This is a genomic window from Hungatella sp., assembly GCF_046966825.1.
The window spans coordinates 1-19278 of the sequence record NZ_JBKVCZ010000120.1 but is presented as its reverse complement, the minus strand read 5'-3'; the positions used below and the strand labels follow the sequence as shown (position 1 = coordinate 19278).

Annotated in this window: 16 protein-coding genes and 1 pseudogene; 13 read left to right on the top strand and 4 right to left on the bottom strand. The window is 44.3% G+C overall.

Annotated elements, in window-relative coordinates; all coding sequences use genetic code 11:
• From ACLTD4_RS26215 to ACLTD4_RS26190, 6 genes are all read left to right on the top strand, one after another.
• The coding region (locus ACLTD4_RS26215; RefSeq protein WP_412331681.1) for a phosphoribosylglycinamide synthetase C domain-containing protein at positions 1–385 on the top strand (385 nt) is incomplete at its 5' end.
• Positions 386–1196: 811 nt separating this feature from the next.
• Positions 1197–1760: a response regulator gene (locus ACLTD4_RS26210; RefSeq protein ID WP_117622318.1), complete on the top strand. Its 564-nt coding sequence runs from the start codon at positions 1197–1199 to the stop codon at positions 1758–1760.
• 229 nt (positions 1761–1989) lie between these two features.
• Entirely contained in the window at positions 1990–2259 is a 270-nt protein-coding gene (locus ACLTD4_RS26205) for a hypothetical protein (RefSeq protein ID WP_117622317.1), read from the top strand.
• Between the two features lie 140 nt (positions 2260–2399).
• On the top strand, positions 2400–4355 hold the full coding sequence (locus tag ACLTD4_RS26200) for a 5'-nucleotidase (protein WP_055655276.1): 1956 nt from the start codon (positions 2400–2402) through the stop codon (positions 4353–4355).
• Complete coding sequence (locus ACLTD4_RS26195; protein WP_055655274.1) at positions 4348–6576, top strand: hybrid sensor histidine kinase/response regulator; 2229 nt, start codon at positions 4348–4350, stop codon at positions 6574–6576. The genes ACLTD4_RS26200 and ACLTD4_RS26195 overlap by 8 nt, the downstream gene beginning before the upstream one ends.
• Positions 6577–6980: 404 nt before the next feature.
• Positions 6981–7313: a sporulation initiation factor Spo0A C-terminal domain-containing protein gene (locus tag ACLTD4_RS26190; RefSeq protein WP_055655272.1), complete on the top strand. Its 333-nt coding sequence runs from the start codon at positions 6981–6983 to the stop codon at positions 7311–7313.
• Here ACLTD4_RS26190 and ACLTD4_RS26185 read toward each other — a convergent pair.
• The 3 genes from ACLTD4_RS26185 to ACLTD4_RS26175 form a co-directional block, all read right to left on the bottom strand.
• On the bottom strand, positions 7310–7684 hold the full coding sequence (locus tag ACLTD4_RS26185; protein WP_117622316.1) for a hypothetical protein: 375 nt from the start codon (positions 7682–7684) through the stop codon (positions 7310–7312). The genes ACLTD4_RS26190 and ACLTD4_RS26185 overlap by 4 nt on opposite strands.
• Before the next feature lie 111 nt (positions 7685–7795).
• Positions 7796–9442, bottom strand: coding sequence for an O-antigen ligase family protein (locus ACLTD4_RS26180; protein ID WP_117622315.1), 1647 nt, complete (start codon positions 9440–9442; stop codon positions 7796–7798).
• Positions 9443–9559: 117 nt separating this feature from the next.
• Positions 9560–10156: a TetR/AcrR family transcriptional regulator gene (locus ACLTD4_RS26175; RefSeq protein ID WP_055655266.1), complete on the bottom strand. Its 597-nt coding sequence runs from the start codon at positions 10154–10156 to the stop codon at positions 9560–9562.
• Positions 10157–10300: 144 nt separating this feature from the next.
• On the opposite strand from ACLTD4_RS26175, the gene ACLTD4_RS26170 reads away from it, so the two are divergent.
• The 6 genes from ACLTD4_RS26170 (at position 10301) to ACLTD4_RS26145 (ending at position 17468) form a co-directional block, all read left to right on the top strand.
• Positions 10301–10825 carry a nitroreductase family protein gene (locus tag ACLTD4_RS26170; protein WP_117622314.1) on the top strand — a complete coding sequence of 175 codons (525 nt, stop codon included), beginning with the start codon at positions 10301–10303 and terminating at the stop codon, positions 10823–10825.
• A gap of 143 nt (positions 10826–10968) precedes the next feature.
• Positions 10969–11679 carry a LytR/AlgR family response regulator transcription factor gene (locus tag ACLTD4_RS26165; RefSeq protein WP_117622313.1) on the top strand — a complete coding sequence of 237 codons (711 nt, stop codon included), beginning with the start codon at positions 10969–10971 and terminating at the stop codon, positions 11677–11679.
• A 31-nt stretch (positions 11680–11710) separates the two neighbouring features.
• On the top strand, positions 11711–13075 hold the full coding sequence (locus tag ACLTD4_RS26160) for an ATP-binding protein (RefSeq protein ID WP_181988609.1): 1365 nt from the start codon (positions 11711–11713) through the stop codon (positions 13073–13075).
• Between the two features lie 133 nt (positions 13076–13208).
• Positions 13209–14723 (top strand): sensor histidine kinase, encoded by a 1515-nt coding sequence (locus tag ACLTD4_RS26155; protein ID WP_117622311.1) that lies wholly within the window; start codon positions 13209–13211, stop codon positions 14721–14723.
• A gap of 75 nt (positions 14724–14798) precedes the next feature.
• Positions 14799–15815: an ABC transporter substrate-binding protein gene (locus ACLTD4_RS26150; protein ID WP_117622310.1), complete on the top strand. Its 1017-nt coding sequence runs from the start codon at positions 14799–14801 to the stop codon at positions 15813–15815.
• A gap of 36 nt (positions 15816–15851) precedes the next feature.
• Positions 15852–17468: a response regulator gene (locus tag ACLTD4_RS26145; protein WP_055655257.1), complete on the top strand. Its 1617-nt coding sequence runs from the start codon at positions 15852–15854 to the stop codon at positions 17466–17468.
• A gap of 8 nt (positions 17469–17476) precedes the next feature.
• Here the strand turns inward: ACLTD4_RS26145 and ACLTD4_RS26140 are convergent, their stop codons facing one another.
• On the bottom strand, positions 17477–18559 hold the full coding sequence (locus ACLTD4_RS26140) for a GntR family transcriptional regulator (RefSeq protein ID WP_055655255.1): 1083 nt from the start codon (positions 18557–18559) through the stop codon (positions 17477–17479).
• A gap of 381 nt (positions 18560–18940) precedes the next feature.
• Between ACLTD4_RS26140 and ACLTD4_RS26135 the strand changes: the two are divergent.
• Positions 18941–19278, top strand: a pseudogene (locus ACLTD4_RS26135) (sugar ABC transporter substrate-binding protein); the annotation flags it as partial.

Sequence of the window (19278 nt, the reverse complement as noted above, 5' to 3'; positions counted from 1 at the left end):
GCCTCGTATGAAGAATGATATCGTGGAAGTGTTTGAGGCCTGTGTGGACGGCACGCTGGATCAGATTCAGCTGGAGTTTGAGGATAACGCGGCGGTCTGCGTTGTGCTGGCTTCCGACGGGTATCCGGAAGCATATGAAAAAGGATATCCGATCAGCGGATTCGAGAATTTTAAGGATCATGACGGATACTACGTGTTCCACGCCGGAACGAAGTTCGACGACGATGGCAGAATCGTGACCAATGGCGGACGTGTGCTGGGCGTGACGGCAAAGGGGGAGAATTTAAAGCTGGCGCGGGAGAATGCGTATAGGGCGACGGAGTGGATTGAATTTGGGAATAAGTATATGAGGGATGATATTGGGAAGGCGATTGACGAGGTGTAAGCAGTGATATGGATGACACTTGTGGTATCGTAAGAAAAAAGTGCATATAACAACGAGAAAAGTATTTGATTGATGAGTTGATCTTGTGGCTTCAGTAGAAATAGCGAAACATATAGATATGGCAGTTCGTAAAAGAGATGTGAGCCTTAAGGGCAGTGGAAGGGCTTTCGGCGCTGGAAGGTAAATTAGTAGTAGGTAGAAAATGGACAAGATTATAAAATGATACATATTCATTCTTCTACAAAAAGTGTTAATAGTTACTTTTTTGGGGGTATAAAAGTTTACTTTCCTATTTATCATTTTAAATAGCACCAAATGTTATGAATATACGATTTATTAGACAGATACTAATTTTTAACGAAAAAATAAAACTATGCTTAAATGAAAATTAAATTCTGATGCAGTGAAATCTGCTAGTGCTTATACTATTTTATTTTAATAAGTTTGGGCTGAGCATTACCTTGTCAGGTGCGATTGCTTTTAAGTCTAAAGATTCGTAAAGCTTCTTGTCAAAAAGTAAAAGAGAGAGTTTATATGGGCTGTGCCCATTGAGACTGTCTCTTTTTTCATATAAAAGGAAAGGTGTGTATACATTTATAAGAGTATTTTGTATGCAGTTGTTTCTGACATAATTTTGTGGTATACTTTTTATAAACACTGTCCATAAGTGTTTCAAAAATAATTAATAGCCTGATATAGTAAAAAGCATATAAGTGAAGTAGAAACGGTAAAAAATACAGCTTTACATCATAATAAATGACTAAATAGATTGCTTGTGAGAAAAACCGTTCGGTTTGAAAAGGAGTATGCTATGGCAAACCAGGAAACAATACTAATTGCGGATAACTCTGAGATTTATTGTGCAATACTGCGTGGCCTTTTTGAAGGTGAATATAACCTTCTTGAAGCAGAAAATGGGGAACAGGCTCTGATGATGATGCGGCAATATAGAGAATCGATTACCGTGGTCCTTTTAGATCTTTTTATGCCGGAAAAAGACGGTTATGAAGTTTTGCAAGAAATGCGGCAGGAGAACCTTATTTTCCACGAGCCAGTCATAGTCATCACTGCGGAGGACAGTATGGATAACAGGGTTAAGGTATTAGAACTAGGTGCAATGGATATTATTGCTAAGCCCTTTGAACCAGACGTAGTAAAAAGTCGTGTGAAGAATATTATAGAGTCGGGCCGCTACCGCCGCAGCCTGGAGTCGGGGCTGCATATCAGGAGAATCCGGATGTTCACTAAAATACTTCTGGAGGAGGTGGCCAGAAATTATCAGGAGTATCAACTGGATGCCCATAAGATACGGTTGATTACTGAATCATCTTCCATGCATGATATTGGAAAATTTGTCAAAACCATTCCAAATTAGTCAGATGCTTGAAATTTTGGATCAATATGCTCTTGCTCAGAATTCATTATTTTGATCTGCCGGAGGGTGAATATTCCTGATTCAGATTAAGGCGGAAGAGGAAGTTGCCACAGAGACAGTTATTGAGCTCATATCTTTCTGAGGATAAGTCTTAAACATGAGGCAGAAATGTTATGACGGTGCAGATATCTTAGCTTTTTAAGATACATACGAATAAGGGGCCATGAAAATGAAAACGATGCGATTCGGCAGGTATATCATAATGACTTTATGCCTGGTAATATGTTTAAGCGTTGTTTTAATCACCGCTTCTAAATATATCACAGATTTGACAATCAGTGACTGCTTTCAGAGACTAAGAGATTCCACCAATCAATATATATTGGATATCCGTCAGGAAGTGGAAGCAGATGGGAACCTTATGGAGGCCATAGCCGATTATATTGGACAAGGCGGCAGCGTAGATTCAGAAAAAAACTGGAAATATTTTCATGGCTGAATATGGGAAATATGATAGATGGAATGTATCTGGACGTTTGAAAAAATGAAATAGACATAAATCTGCTGTTGAAATCGTTACATCAGGAGTGAACGTTAGAACATATGTTGACTTATAGAAAGTAATTGGGGGGATTCAATATGAGATACCGTAGATTTTTATTAACAGCAATCTGCCTGAACACGGCTTTTATTGCCATGGGGTGCCATTCCCAGCCGCCTGCGTCAGAAGAAAACGGGAACCGGATAATGGAAATATCAATGATGTATCCTATGAATCTGGAACATTTTGAGCAGCTGGTGGAGACAGAATATCCGGATATTGATTTAAACGTAGAGATGACGACAACCGCTGCCATGAATGGAGACAGCGAACGGCGTCTCCGGAATGGGCATGGAACGGACCTTGTGGTTACGACCCTTCCAACCGGGGAGGTCGGAGATTACGTCATGGATTTAAGTGCGGAGACTCTGGCTACCGTCTATCAGGGCAGTGTAAGCAGTCCAGTCATGATTGAAGGGCAGACACGCTACATTCCGCTTCCCGGACAATACGAGGGATATATTTTAAACAGGACCCTGACCGAAGAGCTTGGTAAACAGATTCCAACTACCAATACGGAATTGAGTGATATCTTAAAGGCTGGAAAGGAACAGGGTAAAGGCATCGGGGAGGATAAAGCCATGTTTGGCCTTACCACGGTCTCATCGGATTCTGTTGGAACCTATATCATCGGTACCCAGGTGCCGGATTTTCTGGGGACGGCAGAGGGGATAAAATGGATGTCCGATTTTAATGCAGGAACAGCAGGTTTTTCCGGTATATGGGATGACAAACTGGGTTTATTAGAGGGGTGGGTCAGTGAAGGGTATCTGACGGCAGGTACATTGTCATTAAAGACAAAGAATGCAATGCCCTGTGAAACCAGAATGCTGGACGGAACACTGATGCTGTCCTATGGCAATGTACAGATGTTTACAAAGTTAAACAGTGCAGGCAGCCAATATGAATTTATCATGCTTCCCTACTTAAGTGATGAGGAAAATGCGCCATGGGTGATTTCAAGACCTGACGGGTATATCGGAATCAACCGTGCCCTTGAAAATGATAAAAGCAGGCTGGAGGCATGTATCCGTATCCTGAATTTATTGTCTACGCCTGAAGGACAGGAAGCATGGATGGAAGATACTGCAGCCCTTTATTCATATCTGGTTGATTATAAGTTCTCGCAGGCCGTGGTGCCGGAAGGAATAGCAGACTGCGTTGAGCAGGGATACATCTATGATTTACAGATGCCGTCCAATATCATTCGCTTTTTTGGAAAAAACATGTCGCTTGTTCTGGATTGTAAATCTGACATAGGGGACGCACTGGCTTTGGTGGATGATTACTGCAGGAATGGTTCCTCAGAGGTAGACTATGACCAGTCCGTTGTCGGAAGTGTGGAGGAAGACCTTATCTACGAAAATTACAACACTAGAAGAGAAGAAACTGCCATCGGCAATCTGGTTGCTGATGCTGTAAAGGAATACTGCGGCTCCGATATTGCAGTCATCAATGGGGGAGGGATACGGGCCAGTTTATATGAGGGGGACGTCCGGGGTGAGGATTTAGATGCAGTATGCCCTTATCCCAATAAACTAATTGTCGTCAAAGCAAAGGGGACAGTGATTGAAGAAATGCTTCAGAATGGTATCTCACAGACGGTCAGAGATGGGGCAATGCCCGCAGGACGTTTTCTGCAGGTTTCCGGCCTGTGCTATTCTTATCGTCCGCTTGAGGGGGAGAAACCAGCTGCGCTTCTTTCTGTAAGTTTGCCTGATGGTTCTGAACTGGAAGACGATACCTGGTATACTCTGGCAATCACAGACTATATGGCAGGAAGCAATGGATACCTGGATAATAATGGGGATGGATATACCATGTTAAATCTTTACAGTGACACTACACAAAAGGCAAAGAACGTAGAAATGTTGAAAGAAATGGACGCTACATACGCTGAAGCTTTAAGGAAATACTTTAAGAATCATAGTAGTGAACCCATCAGAGCAGGTTTGGAAGGGCGCATTATTATCTCAGGAGAAGAACATGAGTGAAACGATAAGTGGGAAACGTAAATACATCTGGTATGTGGTTTCATTTTTCATTATTATGGCAGCAACCTGTACCTTTTGTTTCATCTGGCTGATACAGGCATCCTCCAAAGCCTCACAGAAGGCCGGCATAGAGATGGACACGCTCTATTTAAGAGAACTGACAACACAGACTATTGGGCATTTTCATACCAGTATTAACAGCCAGTTTTCACAGCTTAGGATTTCGGTGTCATCAATGAAAAAAGAGGACCTGAAAGATTGGGAATCCCTGAAGTTATATTTAGAGCAAGCACAGAAACACAATGATTTTAATTTTTTTGCACTGGTAGATGATGAGGGAAGGTACTACTGTGCAGACGGCGTGTTTCCGGGAGCTTCCAAGATCAGCTTTCTCGGCCAGCTGCTTCAGGGAGAGAAGAATCTGCTTTCCTATAATGAGACAATAATGGGAGAAGATATTATTCTGATGGGTGATTCGGTTACTCCATTTTCTTTTGAGAACCATACAATGGTAGCCGTATTGGCTGGAATTGATGTAAACGCTATAAACAGCCAGCTTTCTCTGAAAAGAGTTGATGCAAAGACTTACTCCAGTATGATAGACCGGTTAGGGAAATTCATCATCAATAACAGCTATAACAGCAGGCTTACTCAAAGCTCTAATATTTTTTCGAAACTGCACAAATATGCAGAGTTCCAGCAGGGATATTCCTTGGAGACTGTCCGGGAAGATTTGAAAAATGGAAGTTCCGGGCTGTCAGCCTATGAAATTGATGGTGAAAAGCAGTATATGTATTATGCTCCGATTCAGGGGACAGACTGGTATCTGCTGACCATTATTCCGTATGAAGTGGTGGATTCCACCATCAGCGATTTAATTGGTACCCTTAATAGAAATTCCATTGGCATGATGGCATTTATACTGACGCTGCTGTCGGTAGTTTTTGTTTTCTACTATATAAGCATAAGCCGAAACGAAAAACGGATGCAGGAGGCAAATGTTGCGGCAGAAGAGGCCCGCAGAAAGGCAGAAGAGGCGAGCCATGCCAAAAGTGAATTTTTAAGCCGCATGAGCCATGAAATAAGGACGCCCATGAATGGAATTGTAGGTATGAATACCATTGCCAGACAGAATATAAATCATCCTGACAAAGCGGAAGAATATCTGCGAAAGCAGGCGTTATCCACCCAGCATCTCCTGTCTCTGATAAACGATGTCCTTGATATGTCGAAGATAGAGAGTGGAAAGATTGAAATTAAAAGAGAGTCATTTTACCTAAAGGATCTGCTGGAGGAGCTCAGTACCAGTTATTACAGCCAGGCGGAGATTCGGGAGATTAATTATGAGACAATCCTGGAAGATGAGATTGGCGGCAGCCTGATTGGGGATTCGCTGCGGCTGAATCAGATTTTGAACAATCTTTTGTCAAATGCCATGAAGTTCACTCCGTCAGGTGGGACTGTCAGGCTGCGGATTTCTAAAGTCCTTGAGAAGGACCGTGAAATCAGCATGAAGTTTGAGGTCACAGATACAGGCTGCGGCATTGCAGAGGAAAATCTGGAAAAGGTGTTTGAATCCTTTGAACAGGAAAATTCCGATGTAACTAAGAAGTATGGCGGAACAGGACTGGGGCTTGCCATTGTTAAACGATTTACGGAACTGATGGGGGGCAGGATTTGGGTTGACAGCCAGGTTGGAAGTGGGAGTACGTTTGTGGTGGAACTTCCCTTTGGAATAGACAGGGAAGACAGGCAGGGTGCAATGCTGAAACAGGAAAGTTTATCTGATGGTATAACATCCAATCAGACGGACAGTCAAGTGAAGTTTGATTTCACCGGCAAACATTTCCTTCTGGCAGAAGATAATGAAATCAATATGGAGATTGCAGTGGAACTGATTGGAATGACAGGCGCTGTGATAGAGACTGCTGAAAATGGAAAAAAAGCGCTTGAACTATTTTCATGTTCAGAACCCGAATACTATGATTTAATCCTGATGGACGTACATATGCCGGTTATGGATGGTTATGAGGCTACAAGACAAATTCGATGCCTGGACCGTCCGGATGCACTTCATATACCAATCCTTGCCATGACGGCCAATGCATTTGTCGAGGATAAAGAGGAATGCAAGCGAGCAGGAATGGATGCGCATATCGCAAAGCCTCTGGATATGAAAGTTTTATACAGTACAATCAATCGATTTTTGAAAAAAGCATAATGCGCATGTATGAGGAGGGGAAAAGAACACTTAGCATTAATAGCTTCCTGAATCGTCTGGAAAGCTCTAATGCGGCTAACGTAAAATAAATTTAAAACGACAAAATGATGTCGGTACGATAAGTGATCCTGCCACAAACAATAAAAGGATATGGGACGCTCATCTGCCGGAAAGGATTCTGCTGCCTCAAACCGTGAAACGGGGAGATATATTTTACAGGGATGCTGTTTAAGACGGTATCCCTTTTTCATTTAAATATTGATGTTTTTGATATTCCTTCATCAGGCGTTATAAATAAAAACTCTCAACGTTTATATATACGTCGAAAAAAGTCGAGATATATCGATTGATTTGCCATAAATTTCCATAGTATGATTGAAGGTGATAGGGAGAGGAGAAAAGCCATGAGAGAAAGAGAGATAGAAAATCTTTTGCTACGGCTTGGAGCGAATCGATCATATACAGGATTTTACTATGTAATATATGCAGTACAGTTATCCATAGAAGATGGAGATAAGTTACAATTAATATCGAAATGGTTATATCCAGAGGTAGCAAAGAAATACCATACATCAGTACAATGCGTAGAGAGAAATATCAGAACGCTGGTTGCATTGATATGGAATAAAGGTGACCGGTCACTGCTCGAGCATATTGCCTATACCCCTTTGAGAAAGAAACCGAATAATGCCGCATTTATTTCTATATTGGTTTCTTATCTTTGCGCCGAGAACTAGGGCGGAGTTATATTTTTACTGCTTTTTAATAACTGCCAGATGAATTGATGCATCCAGTCTACGGTTCCCTGTAATTTTACATTTTCAGTATTTAATTCGTCGATTTTATAAGTGAGAATAGCAATGATTTCGCGAGTGTTATTTATCTTATGCGGAGCAATGATTCGTCGGACAACGGAAGAGGATGAAGCAATCATTTGATCAGCAAGTAATTCATCGCGTTCATAACAGTTTAAATTGATGAATTCTTTATATTCTATTGGCAGCAGTGCCATATCAAGATCACATCTCGGACAGACCGCATATTTGGCTAAAGGATAATAAGAATAAAACCCGCATTTTTTGCAAAAATATACTGATAAGTCACGCATTAGAAATCTCCTTTTAAAACTTTTTTATAGTTAGATTATAACTCTAAAAAAGTTTTAAAGGAGCATACAGTAATTCGACAAAAAACGACGTATACTCTGCAGACCGGTGATTCAGACCGGTTTGCAGAGATTATAATCCTTATTTTCCCGTATACCAAGCTCGCCTAGCATGAGAAGCATCCACATAATCGGTGTAGCAATTGGCAGATTCAGGTTTACAAATGCCTGCGCCGAGTAACAGAGCACTGCAAAAAAAGCCGCTGTGACATACTGGTTTTTGTTGGCTCTGCGAATGACTCTCACTGCAAAAGAAATCAAAAAGGCAAGGTACGCAATTAATCCGGCAAATCCTACTGTGACGAGATAATGCAAATACTCATTATGCGCGTTATCAAATGTCTGACCGTAAATGTTTCCTTTTGTCTTATTTAATAACACAATTCCAAAAGTATCAGGGCCGAAGCCAATGATTTTTTTCCTCAATGGAAACTGGTTAAAGCATTCCATGGCATTGCGCCATATGTAACCCCTGTGAGTCCCCCAGTCATCATTAAACAGCAGATAACTGCCAAGAGCTCCATACCGTTCTGCGTTTCCTTGGAAATTAACGTCAACGAGTGCGTATCCGACACCCAGAATGCAAAGTACCAGAAGTGCCATCCAGGTTCTTTGCAAGCCTCTGCAGCCTGTCGGCTTATATTCATTTTTACTGAAAATATGAGTCTGCATAGAGGCAGGCATGTTTTTCTTGTGGGCATTTACAAAATCTGGTCCGTAAACGAAGGCGCAGAGAATCCAGAGAAGTAATATGAGAAAGAGAAGGCCATCGCTTTGGGATATGATCTGAAACGCGCTGTCGATCTCCGGCACGCTGGTTCCCAGCCCGGTATTAATCCAGTCAATGCATTGGATCACCGAGAAAAATGAAGTGATGATTAATAAATAGGCTTTGACACCCTTCTTGTTCTGAAACAGATAAAGCGGAAGAAAGCCGAACAACGCGGCCAGTGACAGGTAGGCATTATCGCTGATCCCCATGACCAATGCAAAGATGCTGATAATGAGACTGACAAAGTACAGACACTTCTTTTTCCATCTGCCTTCTGCTGCAAACAATACGGCCGACACCGCCGTTACCATTCCGACCAACGCAGTATACGTATTAATATTACCGATTGTTGAGGTAAACATAAACTTTTCGTTTTCCACCATTCCCACTTTAAAGTGCAGGAGATCCAACTGAAAGTAATCCGTAATACCAAATATACAAACGAGTAAATTTGCGGCTAAAAATGCATCAAGGTACCATCTTTTAAAATTCCCCAATCTTGTTACACAAAAGTATGCTGCCCCATATAGACTGAGTAGGAAGAGTCCAGAAAAACGCCCCTCATTTCCCCAAAAAGATTCATACACGTAATCGGAACGGATCGTTGAGATGCCTGCGATGAGCAGAAAGACCAAAAGTGCGGTATCAATGGTGGAAAACGTCTTTATAAAATCCTTCCATTTAAAAAATGCAAAATACGTTTTCAGCCTGCTCTGCCCGATAGTACCGGCGATTAATGCAGCTGTCAGCAGAAAAATTACTGACCCGATATAAAAATAATATTTTACCTTCAATAGTTCATAATACTGATTCACAACAAAAAGGGGAAAACAGCACAGAATCAAAAACACATAAACATCGATGATATGCGGCAACAACATGGAATCACTGCTCCTGTTTGTTTTCTTACCCGTTTTTACTGACGACATAAATACCCCTCTCCACGCTGTATAAAACCTTAACTTATTTGTTAATAGCTCGTTTTTTATATTCCAGTATAGTATTTCCGGCGTTCTCCCGGTATTTCCTGCGGACTACAAGGCAATTCAGCCGGACAATAATTGAAGGATTGTACTGGTAACCTGTTCCTTAAAAATAAAAAAATTCAGGCCGATATGTGAGAATGAGGACTGTTCCTGCCTCAATGCATCGATCAAAATACAACAGGTATAAATCCTCTCCATAAGATCGGCTCGTTCCACACCATTTTTATTCAGCAGCCGGATCAGCTTCATAAAATATTCGTTTTCTAAATCTGAAAAATGACGGTTGATCTCTTCGTCTTCTAATATCATTATTCTTAACTGTACTAACGCGTGGCCAGAGGCTGCATACAATTCGAGATATACAGTGACCCAGTTTTCCACGAAATCCGGTAATGGAAGCGTCTGAGATTGTTCCAGTTCTTCAAATAAACGTCCCGAAATCTCTTCGAGATAGCTGTCAAATGCTGCAATATATATTTCCCGCTTATCTTTAAAATAACTGTATACGGCTCCGGTTGAAACACCGGCGTGTTTTGCAATCTCGATGGTATTTGTTTTGTAGTAGCCGTGTTCACAAAAAAGTTTAAAGCCGGAGCTTAAAATCTTTTGTTTTCTTTCTATGGACCGTCTCTGGACGGGAATTCTCTTATCAGCCATATCCTCACCTCTTTTTTATTATATATGGGGTCCTGCCCCAGGTCAATAAAATGTGAATTATTATTTGCATTTTATTGACGTCTGCTGAAATCCCTGCTATGATTATAAACATGAAGTATTATTCATGTTTTGAAGGAGGATATTATGGACTTTTTAACTTTAGCGAAAAAACGTTGTACGACACGTGGATTTATGGAGAAAGAAATACTGTCAAAAGATCTGGAACAGATATTGTCAGCGGGACGGGTTGCCCCAACTGCCTGCAACAGGCAGCCGCAAAGAATCATCGTTGTCCGGAGAAGAGAAAACATGGTAAAGGTAGAAAAAGCGTACCAAACCTTTGGCGCTCCATGCGCACTCATCGTCTGCCGGGACAGGCGCGGAGAATTGATCCGCCCCTATGATAAAAAGTGTTCCGGAGATCTGGATATAGGTATTGTCTGTGACCACATGATGCTGGCAGCGAGAGAGTTGGAAATTGGAAGTGTCATGGTAGGCTTGTTTGATCCTGCTGTTATAACAAAAGAATTTATCCTGCCGGAATATTTAGAGCCGACAGCGCTGTTGTTCCTTGGGTATCCCAGCAAAGGCTTTTTGGACTCAGAACGGCACGCAGAGGAGAGAAGGCCGCTGTGTGAAACGGTGTGGTATGAAGCGTACGCTGAGTGATCCAACAGGATAGCAATACCAGTTCATCCGTTCCGCATTTTTGGTAATCCGCAATTTTATGTCAGAAAGCAATTAGCGTCTACCCATAACGGAGTTTGTAAGGTATAATAAAAGATACCACAAAAATGGGGGAGAATTGATACATGAAGAAGTATACAGTGTGTATCTGTGACGACGAACAGCCGATTCGCGACAAACTGAAAAAATATATATTACGGTATTCCTTCGCATATGACGTGGAGATCGATCTCATCGAACTGGATGCCGCCGAGAAACTGTATGATCTGATGAATCCTTATGACATCCTGTTTCTGGATATCCGGTTCGGGAACAGAAGCATCGGCATCGATATTGCCGAGGAACTGAGAAAACGGGGAAATACGTCGATCATCATTTTGACAACGGCCCTGAAATCCATGTCTATAGACGGATACCGGGCGGAACCGTTTCGGTTTATTGTGAAACCATTTACGGAGGAGGAGATCATAGCTGTCCTCATCGCCTGCGCCCATAAGCTGGACCGCTCCGTATCCTATATAAAGATTACGAATGACTCCCATACCAATCTGATCCGGACGGATAAAATCATGTATATTTATTCGAAACTCCGCAAACGGCATATCGTGTGCCAGGATGGAGCGCAGATCGGCACCTGGCAGAGTCTCCGCGAGCTCATGGACAGCCTGCCGTCCGACAAATTTGCGTATTCACACAAAAGCTACATCGTCAATCTGGATATGGTGGATACGGTCAACGACAGCAAAATCTTGCTTACAGACCACAGTGCTGCGCCGTTGGGCCTCCATTTCCGGGATTCATTTATGAAAACGCTGCTTCGTAATTCAGATATCTGAAGCACAACGCAGATACAAAGGTGGTATGAGTATGCTTGACACGATTTTGGCCTATGGCAAATGTATTCTGGATTTTGTTTTGCTTTTCTGGTTCACCATGCAGTTCTTCACACTTAGATGGGAGAAACGCCGGCTGGTCTCCTGGGGACTGCTGTCAGGCCTGTCTACAGTTCAGTATTTCATAAATTTACTGTACATACCGGAGCTGAATACGATGACGGCCCTTCTATGCAGTCTGATCTTTAACCTGATGCTCTTTAAGGGCAGTATCGCCGCGAGGATTCTCTGTTCCTTCTTTGAGGTTCTTCTGTTTTTAATCTGTGAAAGCATCCCTGTTTTGATTTACGCATCCATGGTCAGGGTTAATATGATTGCCGCCATAGATGATACCATTAAAAATGCAGGCTTTGACCTCTGCAGCACCGGTCTGTTCTGTATTATCCTTCTGGCTGCCCGCTATTTCCATTGGCTGAAACAGAGGAAGGAGGACATGGAGCTTACGATTACGGAAAATCTGTCAATTATCACAGTTCCCGCAGTCAGTATTTTTATCATATACTATGTATTTAATATTCTCAGTTTGAATACAGAACTGGGGAACCGTGCCGATTCTCTGAGCATGCTCTTTTTTCTTGGCGTCTTATTCATGAACCTGGCGGTGATTCTGGGGGATAACCATTGGCGGAAACGCTGCCAGCTTCAGCACGAATTAGGCAGAATGTCCCGCATCGAACAGCTTGACCGGGTGGTGATCGGACAGCAGGATGCGTTTATTGAAGAGTTAAAGGGTCTGGCTCACGATTATACGAAACAGATCGACGGCATAAAACACCTGCTGCAGGAGGGAGCGGGCGGCGGGGAGGGAGAGCTTGTGGAGCGTGATATCCGGTCCTATGCGGACGAAATGCTTCATCATATCGAAGACAGTTACCGGTTCGCCTTTATCCCCTCACCGGCTCTGCGGTCGATCCTGTGCCAGACACAGCTTTGCTGTGATTCCGCGCAAATCCAATTTGATACGAATATCCTGTTCTCTGACTTTTCTTTTATGGCATTTCCTGATATCTACACCATCTTTGAAAATCCGCTGGAAAATGCGGTCAGGGCCTGCGGCGAGATAACAGACAGCAGTATGACACGCCGGATCGCTTTGACCATATCCAGAAAGAAGAACCTGATCTGGGTGGAAATAAAGAACACCAAAAAGAATCCGGTCAGAGTGAAGCATGGCAGCATACAGACCACAAAGCCGGATGAATCGAAGCACGGACTGGGAATTAAGAACATGAAGCGGGTGGTGAAGAAGTATGGCGGATATAGCCATGTGGAATATACAGAGGAAGAATTTGTTGTTACCATGGCGCTGCCGGTTTCATTTTCGGCATCAGACGGCTGAAATACAGGGAAAATGTATTAAAATCAGAAAAAAGCGGATTGAACAAAAGGCCGCCATGCTTTTTATTGCTTAAGCATTGATCTCATTGTATAATACCCATGAACAGAGAATGTTTTACTTAGGGGATAAAGAGATGAAACGTGACGCTTTGTGGCAAAATGGTTCGAATAAGAGCCAGATCCGGTTTTCGATCAACAAAAAAATATTGATGCTTGCGGCGGCGATTGTCCTGCCATTTTTCATTGTTGTGGTCGTTCTGCTGGTTTCCATGATTCAGTACAGCAGAGTGTACGATAAGATCGTCAGCGATATGACCATTGCCAATAATTATAATCTGAATTTTAAAGATGAGATGGACGAGAGCCTCTATAAGCTTGTGGTGGGATATGTAGACTTTGGAAATATTTCTGAGGACGAGACGTTAAAGGATCCCTATGCCTTAATCGGAGAGCTGCGGGCGGAGTTTACGAAGCTGAAGGATATCACCACGGAGACAGAGAGCCGCGTGTGGCTGGAGACCCTTTTACGGAATATCGACACCCTGGAAAAGAGAGTGGATGATATTTTCGAGAACATCAGAATCGGCGGGCGGTATGATGAAAATATCCAGGAGCTGGATAATAACATCTACATCCTGACAGAACTGATTCAGGACGATATTCAGTATTATATCTATTACCAGACGAAGGCCATGGAGGTGGTCACAGGGAATTTGAAGCAGCAGATGCAGAGCTTTATTATCGTGTGCGGGCTCCTGGTGCTGTTTCTGGTGGTTTTGACAGTTATAGCGACATGGCGGATTACAACCGGTATTCTGCGGCCAATTAAAGTGCTGTATGATGCGACCAGACAGGTCTCGGAGGGGGATTTATCGGCAAGGGCCGACGTCTGCTCAAAAGATGAGATAGAGATCCTGGCCAACGGGTTTAATGATATGGCGGCCAATATGCAGACGCTGATCGGGCAGATCAAAGAGGATGAGCAGAAGATGCGGCGGCTGGACCTGCGCCTTTTACAGGAACAGATCAATCCCCATTTCCTGTATAATACCCTGGATACGATTGTCTGGCTGATCGAGGATGAGAAGGCGGATGAGGCGGTAAACATGGTGGTGTCCCTGTCCAGCTTTTTCCGGCTGGTGCTCAGCAAGGGGAAAGAGATTATTACGCTCAGGGAAGAGGAGCAGCATATCAGCAGTTACTTAAAGATTCAGGAAAGACGGTACCGGGACATCCTGGAGTATGATATCCAGATTGACGAGGAGCTGTACGATTATCAGATTCTGAAGCTGTCGCTGCAGCCATTGGTTGAAAATGCCCTTTATCACGGCATAAAATATAAGCGCTCCAGAGGCTGCATCCATATCAGCTGTGAGAAAACCGGAGAGGTCCTCCACCTGGCGGTCAGTGATAATGGAATCGGTATGGATGAGGAAGACTTGGAGCAGCTGCGAAGGGAAATCGAGCGTCCCTGCCGTGAGACGGAAAAAGGATTTGGACTGGCAAATGTAAATGAGCGGATCCGCATGTATTTCGGCGCCGGCTACGGAATGAAAATAGAGTCTGAAAAGGGAAGAGGAACCATTGTGGAACTTACAATACCGGCGATTAAAATTTATGAGAGTTTGCCGGAGGACGTTCCCGGATAAACGAACGAAATAAGAACATAAAACTCATGAAAATACGAGCGTCCGCTGCGTAAAGCATAGAAAGGGTAAGTACATATGGAAATACCGGCAAAGAAAATACATATTTTTTTCATTCCTCTGCTGTTCCTGGTTTTGATTCTGTCCGGCTGTGTAAAAGAGTACGGGATGGAAGATACAGAAAATACAGTCGATGAAAATCTGATCGTGGTGGGAGTATCTCAGGTAGGCAGTGAATCCGTGTGGAGAACTGCCAATACGGCTTCCATTCAAAATGTCCTTACCAAAGAAAATGGATACTTTATGATCTTCAATAACGCGAGGCAGAAGCAGGAGAATCAGATTAAGGCACTGCGGAGCTTTATCTCCCAGCGGGTGGATTATATTGTGTTTTCTCCTATTACGGAGGACGGTTGGGAGACTGTGCTGCAGGAGGCGAAGGAGGCAGGAATTCCAGTCATTTTAATCGACCGTAAAGTGAATCTCAGCGATCAGTCATTATATACGACGTGGATCGGCTCCGATTTTTACAAGGAGGGGAGAATGGCCGGAAATATCCTGGACGAGTATCTGACGAAGCAGCACAGGCAGGAGGAGAGCATCCGCATCGTGGTTTTACAGGGAACCGAGGGAGCAACGGCCACGATCGGCCGCACGAACGGATTCAATGAAGTCGCAGAAGCCCACGATAACTGGCTGATCCTGGAGCAGGCGGATGGGGAGTTTACGACGGCAAAAGGACAGGAAGAGATGGAAACGCTGCTGCACCGGTACAAAGATATAGATGTAGTGATCTCACAAAACGACGACATGACCTTCGGTGCGCTGACGGCCATACAGAATGCAGGGCTTACGGCTGGAGAGGACGGAGACATCATGGTCATCTCCTTTGACGCGGTGAAAAGCGGGCTGCAGCTGGTGGATGAAGGGCTGGTTACCGCGGACATCGAGTGCAATCCCAATCAGGGCGAATACGTTGAAACGGTCATCAGAAAACTGGAGAACAACGAGGCCGTGGCAAAGCTGTATTTTGTTCCGGAAACGGTATTTACAAAGGAAAATGTGAAGGACGCCCTGGAGAAGAGGACTTATTGATGGGAAACGGACTTGTGAATGGAAAAGAGGAAGCAAATGTTAAAAGTATTTCTGGTGGAAGATGAAAGCGTCATAAGAGAAGGGTTTCGTGATAAAATTCCGTGGGAGCAGTATGGTTTTCAGCTGGTGGGAGAGGCCGGAGATGGGGAGATGGCGCTTCCGATGATCCGGAAACTGAAGCCGGATCTGCTGATCACTGATATTAAGATGCCGTTTATGGACGGCCTTTCTTTGAGTGAAATCGTGAAAGAGGAATTTCCCAAGATAAAGATCATTATCATCAGCGGCTATGATGATTTTGAATATGCGCGCCAGGCGATCAAAGCGGGAGTGGACCAGTATCTGCTGAAACCGATTACGAGAACGACTCTCCGCGGCGTCCTGCTGGAGATGAAGGAAAAAATCGAGCAGGGGATGGAACAGAAGGATTATCAGGCCCAATACCAGGATGAGGTGCAGGAATTTGAACAGTTTTCGCTTCGGAGATTCTTTGAGAAGATTCTGGAGGGGAAGCTTTCAGTGAAGGAGATCTATGAGGAGGCGGCCGCCCAGTCGCTGCAGCTTACGGCCTCCTGTTATAATCTCCTGCTTTTCTCCATCTATGAGAAAGCCGAGGTATCATCCCGGGAGTCCCGGGAGCGGCTGATCAGAAAACAGGAGGAGGTATTTCACTATTTTCTGCGGCATCCCCAGTATATTCTGTTCCGTTTCAATGTCAACTGCTATGGCGTTCTGATTAAATCGGAGCAGTCCCAGATGGAGGAGCTGACAGAGAACAGCCTGGCCCATTTTAAAAAGGTCTGCGCGCCGGAGGAAGATCACCTGGAATGGTACGTTGCGGTGGGAACGGAGGTGGAGCGTTTGAGTATGCTGCCTCAGTGCTATAAAGATGCGAACCACTATTTTGCCTACCGGTTTATCAAGCCGGGGCTCCATGTGCTGTCGGAAACGACGCTTTCAGACTGTCTGGCCGGACAGGGAGAAAAGAATATCGGCACAGTGGATTTTATGCAGATGGATCCGGAAATTATCCGCGATTTTCTGTCACGGGGAGAAGATAAGGAGATTCACGATTTCGTGGAATCCTATCTTTACAACATTCAGAATGCCTTAAAATCCAGGATGTTCCGCAGCTATGTGATCCTGAATATCCGATTTGCCGTCGTTGCTTTCCTGGAGTCTACCGGAGCGGATCAGGCGGAGTATTTAGAAGAGATCGAGCATGCGGTGCAGATGATCCGCAGCGAGGACAGCGAGATATTCGAATACTTTGCAGGCATGCTGGAGACCGCGATGGGGATTCGGGACCGGATCAACAGCTGCCAGGGCGGGAAAATGTTAAAAAAGGCACTGGATTATATTGACGATCACTACGACTGCGACACGCTGTCCCTTAACCTGGTGGCCGAGAATATCGGCATGAGTGCCAGCTATTTAAGCGCCATCTTCAGCCAGAACATGCAGAAAACATTTGTTGAATACGTGACGGAGAAGCGGATTGAAAAGGCGAAAAAGCTGTTAAAGCAGACGGACAAAAACTCCGGTGAGATAGCGAAGGCGGTGGGGTATAAGGACTCCCATTACTTCAGCTTCGTCTTTAAAAAGCTGCAGGGATGCAGTCCGAGAGAATACCGTGCAGAAAAGAAGCACTGACCGGCGCATCACCGGTCAGTCTGAGTACTTTCCTTTAAGTTCAGTTTCCAGCGGGTTTCCTGTGAAGACACGGGAAGCCCGCTCAGTTTTTTTATTACAGCCTCCGCCGCCTTTGTCCCCATCTCATGGGGCTCGTGGGAGAGTGTGGTTACTGCCAGAATGTTGGAACTGCTGAAATACGTATGATCGAATGCGGCCACGGCCATGTCCTCGGGCAGGCGATAGCCTGCGGACTGGAGTTCATCCACCAGATAGTAGGCGATGATGTCGTTATAGCAGACGACTGCGGTGCAGGAGGAAAGGGACTCAGTCACCATTTCCTTTAAAAACTGTGTATCTTTTTCGTGAAGCAGCCGGTCTAAATCACGGGAGCCGTACCAGCAGATGCTGTGGTCGGAGACAGGCAGCTCCAAGTCGCGCAGCGTTTCCGTGAAGCCCTGATACCGCTCGATTCCCTGCATATCATCAGACTTAAAGATACCGCCGATAGCCGTATGGCCCTGAGCGGCCAGATGGCGGACTAAGAGGGCGCTCCCCGAATAGTTATCGTCTTTGATAAAGAGGCAGTCGGTGAGGGCCGGATAATAATTATAGAGAAACACGATCTGACAGCCCTTTTTGATCAGCCTGCGGTACAGGTCCAGATTGGGATTGGGAAGCGCGCTTTTACAGCCCTCCGCGATGATTCCGCGCAGAGGGTTTTTCAGAAGCTGCAGCAGGATCTCCCGTTCTCTGGAGATGGAATTACCCGATGTAAAAACCTGGCCCGTGAAGCCATGTTTAGAAAGTGTGTTTTGGATATCATGGATTACGCCGGGATAGATGTATTCCTGATCGCTGGAAATGAGAATTCCGATGACATTTCCCTGCGGTCTGGAGGAGTGTCCTGTAAGGAACGAGCCGCTTCCCTGCTTTCTGACGATGAAGCCTTTTTCCTCCAGAAGCCCCAGAGCCATGCGGATGGTCTGACGGCTTACGTGATATTTCGTGCAGAGTTCCTGTTCCGACGGCAGCTTATGAATTCCATTTTGAATGTTTTTCTCTATCATGAGTTCCAGACGCTCTGCAACCCATTTGTATTTTACAGTCATAGAATCCTTACCTTTCCCGATTTTATGAAAAAATTGCCTGATTTGTTCCCCAGATAAACGTAAGAAAATGTATAAATATCATAAAAAATCCACGTTTTATCTTCTTGAAAGTCAATATGCACAACAAAAATCCCCATATTTGATCCCTGAAAAATGGCAGAATCTTAAAATTTCCACCTGTTTTGTTAAGAAATCACACCAAAGAATACAACTTGTATTGTATTTTGATTATATCACCATAAATTTGTATTGTAAATAACTTCCAAACCGCATAAATACAAGGGATTACAAATTGAATTACAGTGCCGCCGCTGGTAAGATACAGGTACAGGGAGGAACGAATCCCAGGAGGAAATCAATTATAAAAGCGGAGGTAAGAAAATGAAAAAGAGAACTCTCGTAACAATGTTGGCAGTATCCATGGTGGCGGCCAGCCTGGCTGGATGCAGCAGCTCCAAGACATCATCAGCAGGAACGACAGCAGCGACCGAGGCGCCTGCGGCAACTGAAGCAGCGGCTCCTGCGGCAACCGAAGCTGCAAAGGCGGAGACCGAGGCGCCTGCTCCTGCGGCAGCGGATGGGGAACTGATCAAGGTCGGCATCATCAACAACGACCCCAACGAGTCCGGATACAGAACCGCAAACGATGCGGATATGAAGGCCATGTTTACGAAGGAAAACGGATATGACGCCTCCTTTGCCTACAGCTTAAAGAATGA

Coding starts and splice junctions, on each gene's coding strand:
- ACLTD4_RS26145 (WP_055655257.1), top strand. CDS start 15,852: ATGTTAAAAGTATTTCTGGTGGAAGATGAAAGCGTCATAAGAGAAGGG.
- ACLTD4_RS26180 (WP_117622315.1), bottom strand. CDS start 9,442: ATGTCGTCAGTAAAAACGGGTAAGAAAACAAACAGGAGCAGTGATTCC.
- ACLTD4_RS26210 (WP_117622318.1), top strand. CDS start 1,197: ATGGCAAACCAGGAAACAATACTAATTGCGGATAACTCTGAGATTTAT.
- ACLTD4_RS26175 (WP_055655266.1), bottom strand. CDS start 10,156: ATGGCTGATAAGAGAATTCCCGTCCAGAGACGGTCCATAGAAAGAAAA.
- ACLTD4_RS26155 (WP_117622311.1), top strand. CDS start 13,209: ATGAAACGTGACGCTTTGTGGCAAAATGGTTCGAATAAGAGCCAGATC.
- ACLTD4_RS26160 (WP_181988609.1), top strand. CDS start 11,711: ATGCTTGACACGATTTTGGCCTATGGCAAATGTATTCTGGATTTTGTT.
- ACLTD4_RS26170 (WP_117622314.1), top strand. CDS start 10,301: ATGGACTTTTTAACTTTAGCGAAAAAACGTTGTACGACACGTGGATTT.
- ACLTD4_RS26190 (WP_055655272.1), top strand. CDS start 6,981: ATGAGAGAAAGAGAGATAGAAAATCTTTTGCTACGGCTTGGAGCGAAT.
- ACLTD4_RS26165 (WP_117622313.1), top strand. CDS start 10,969: ATGAAGAAGTATACAGTGTGTATCTGTGACGACGAACAGCCGATTCGC.
- ACLTD4_RS26195 (WP_055655274.1), top strand. CDS start 4,348: ATGAGTGAAACGATAAGTGGGAAACGTAAATACATCTGGTATGTGGTT.
- ACLTD4_RS26140 (WP_055655255.1), bottom strand. CDS start 18,559: ATGACTGTAAAATACAAATGGGTTGCAGAGCGTCTGGAACTCATGATA.
- ACLTD4_RS26200 (WP_055655276.1), top strand. CDS start 2,400: ATGAGATACCGTAGATTTTTATTAACAGCAATCTGCCTGAACACGGCT.
- ACLTD4_RS26205 (WP_117622317.1), top strand. CDS start 1,990: ATGAAAACGATGCGATTCGGCAGGTATATCATAATGACTTTATGCCTG.
- ACLTD4_RS26185 (WP_117622316.1), bottom strand. CDS start 7,684: ATGCGTGACTTATCAGTATATTTTTGCAAAAAATGCGGGTTTTATTCT.
- ACLTD4_RS26150 (WP_117622310.1), top strand. CDS start 14,799: ATGGAAATACCGGCAAAGAAAATACATATTTTTTTCATTCCTCTGCTG.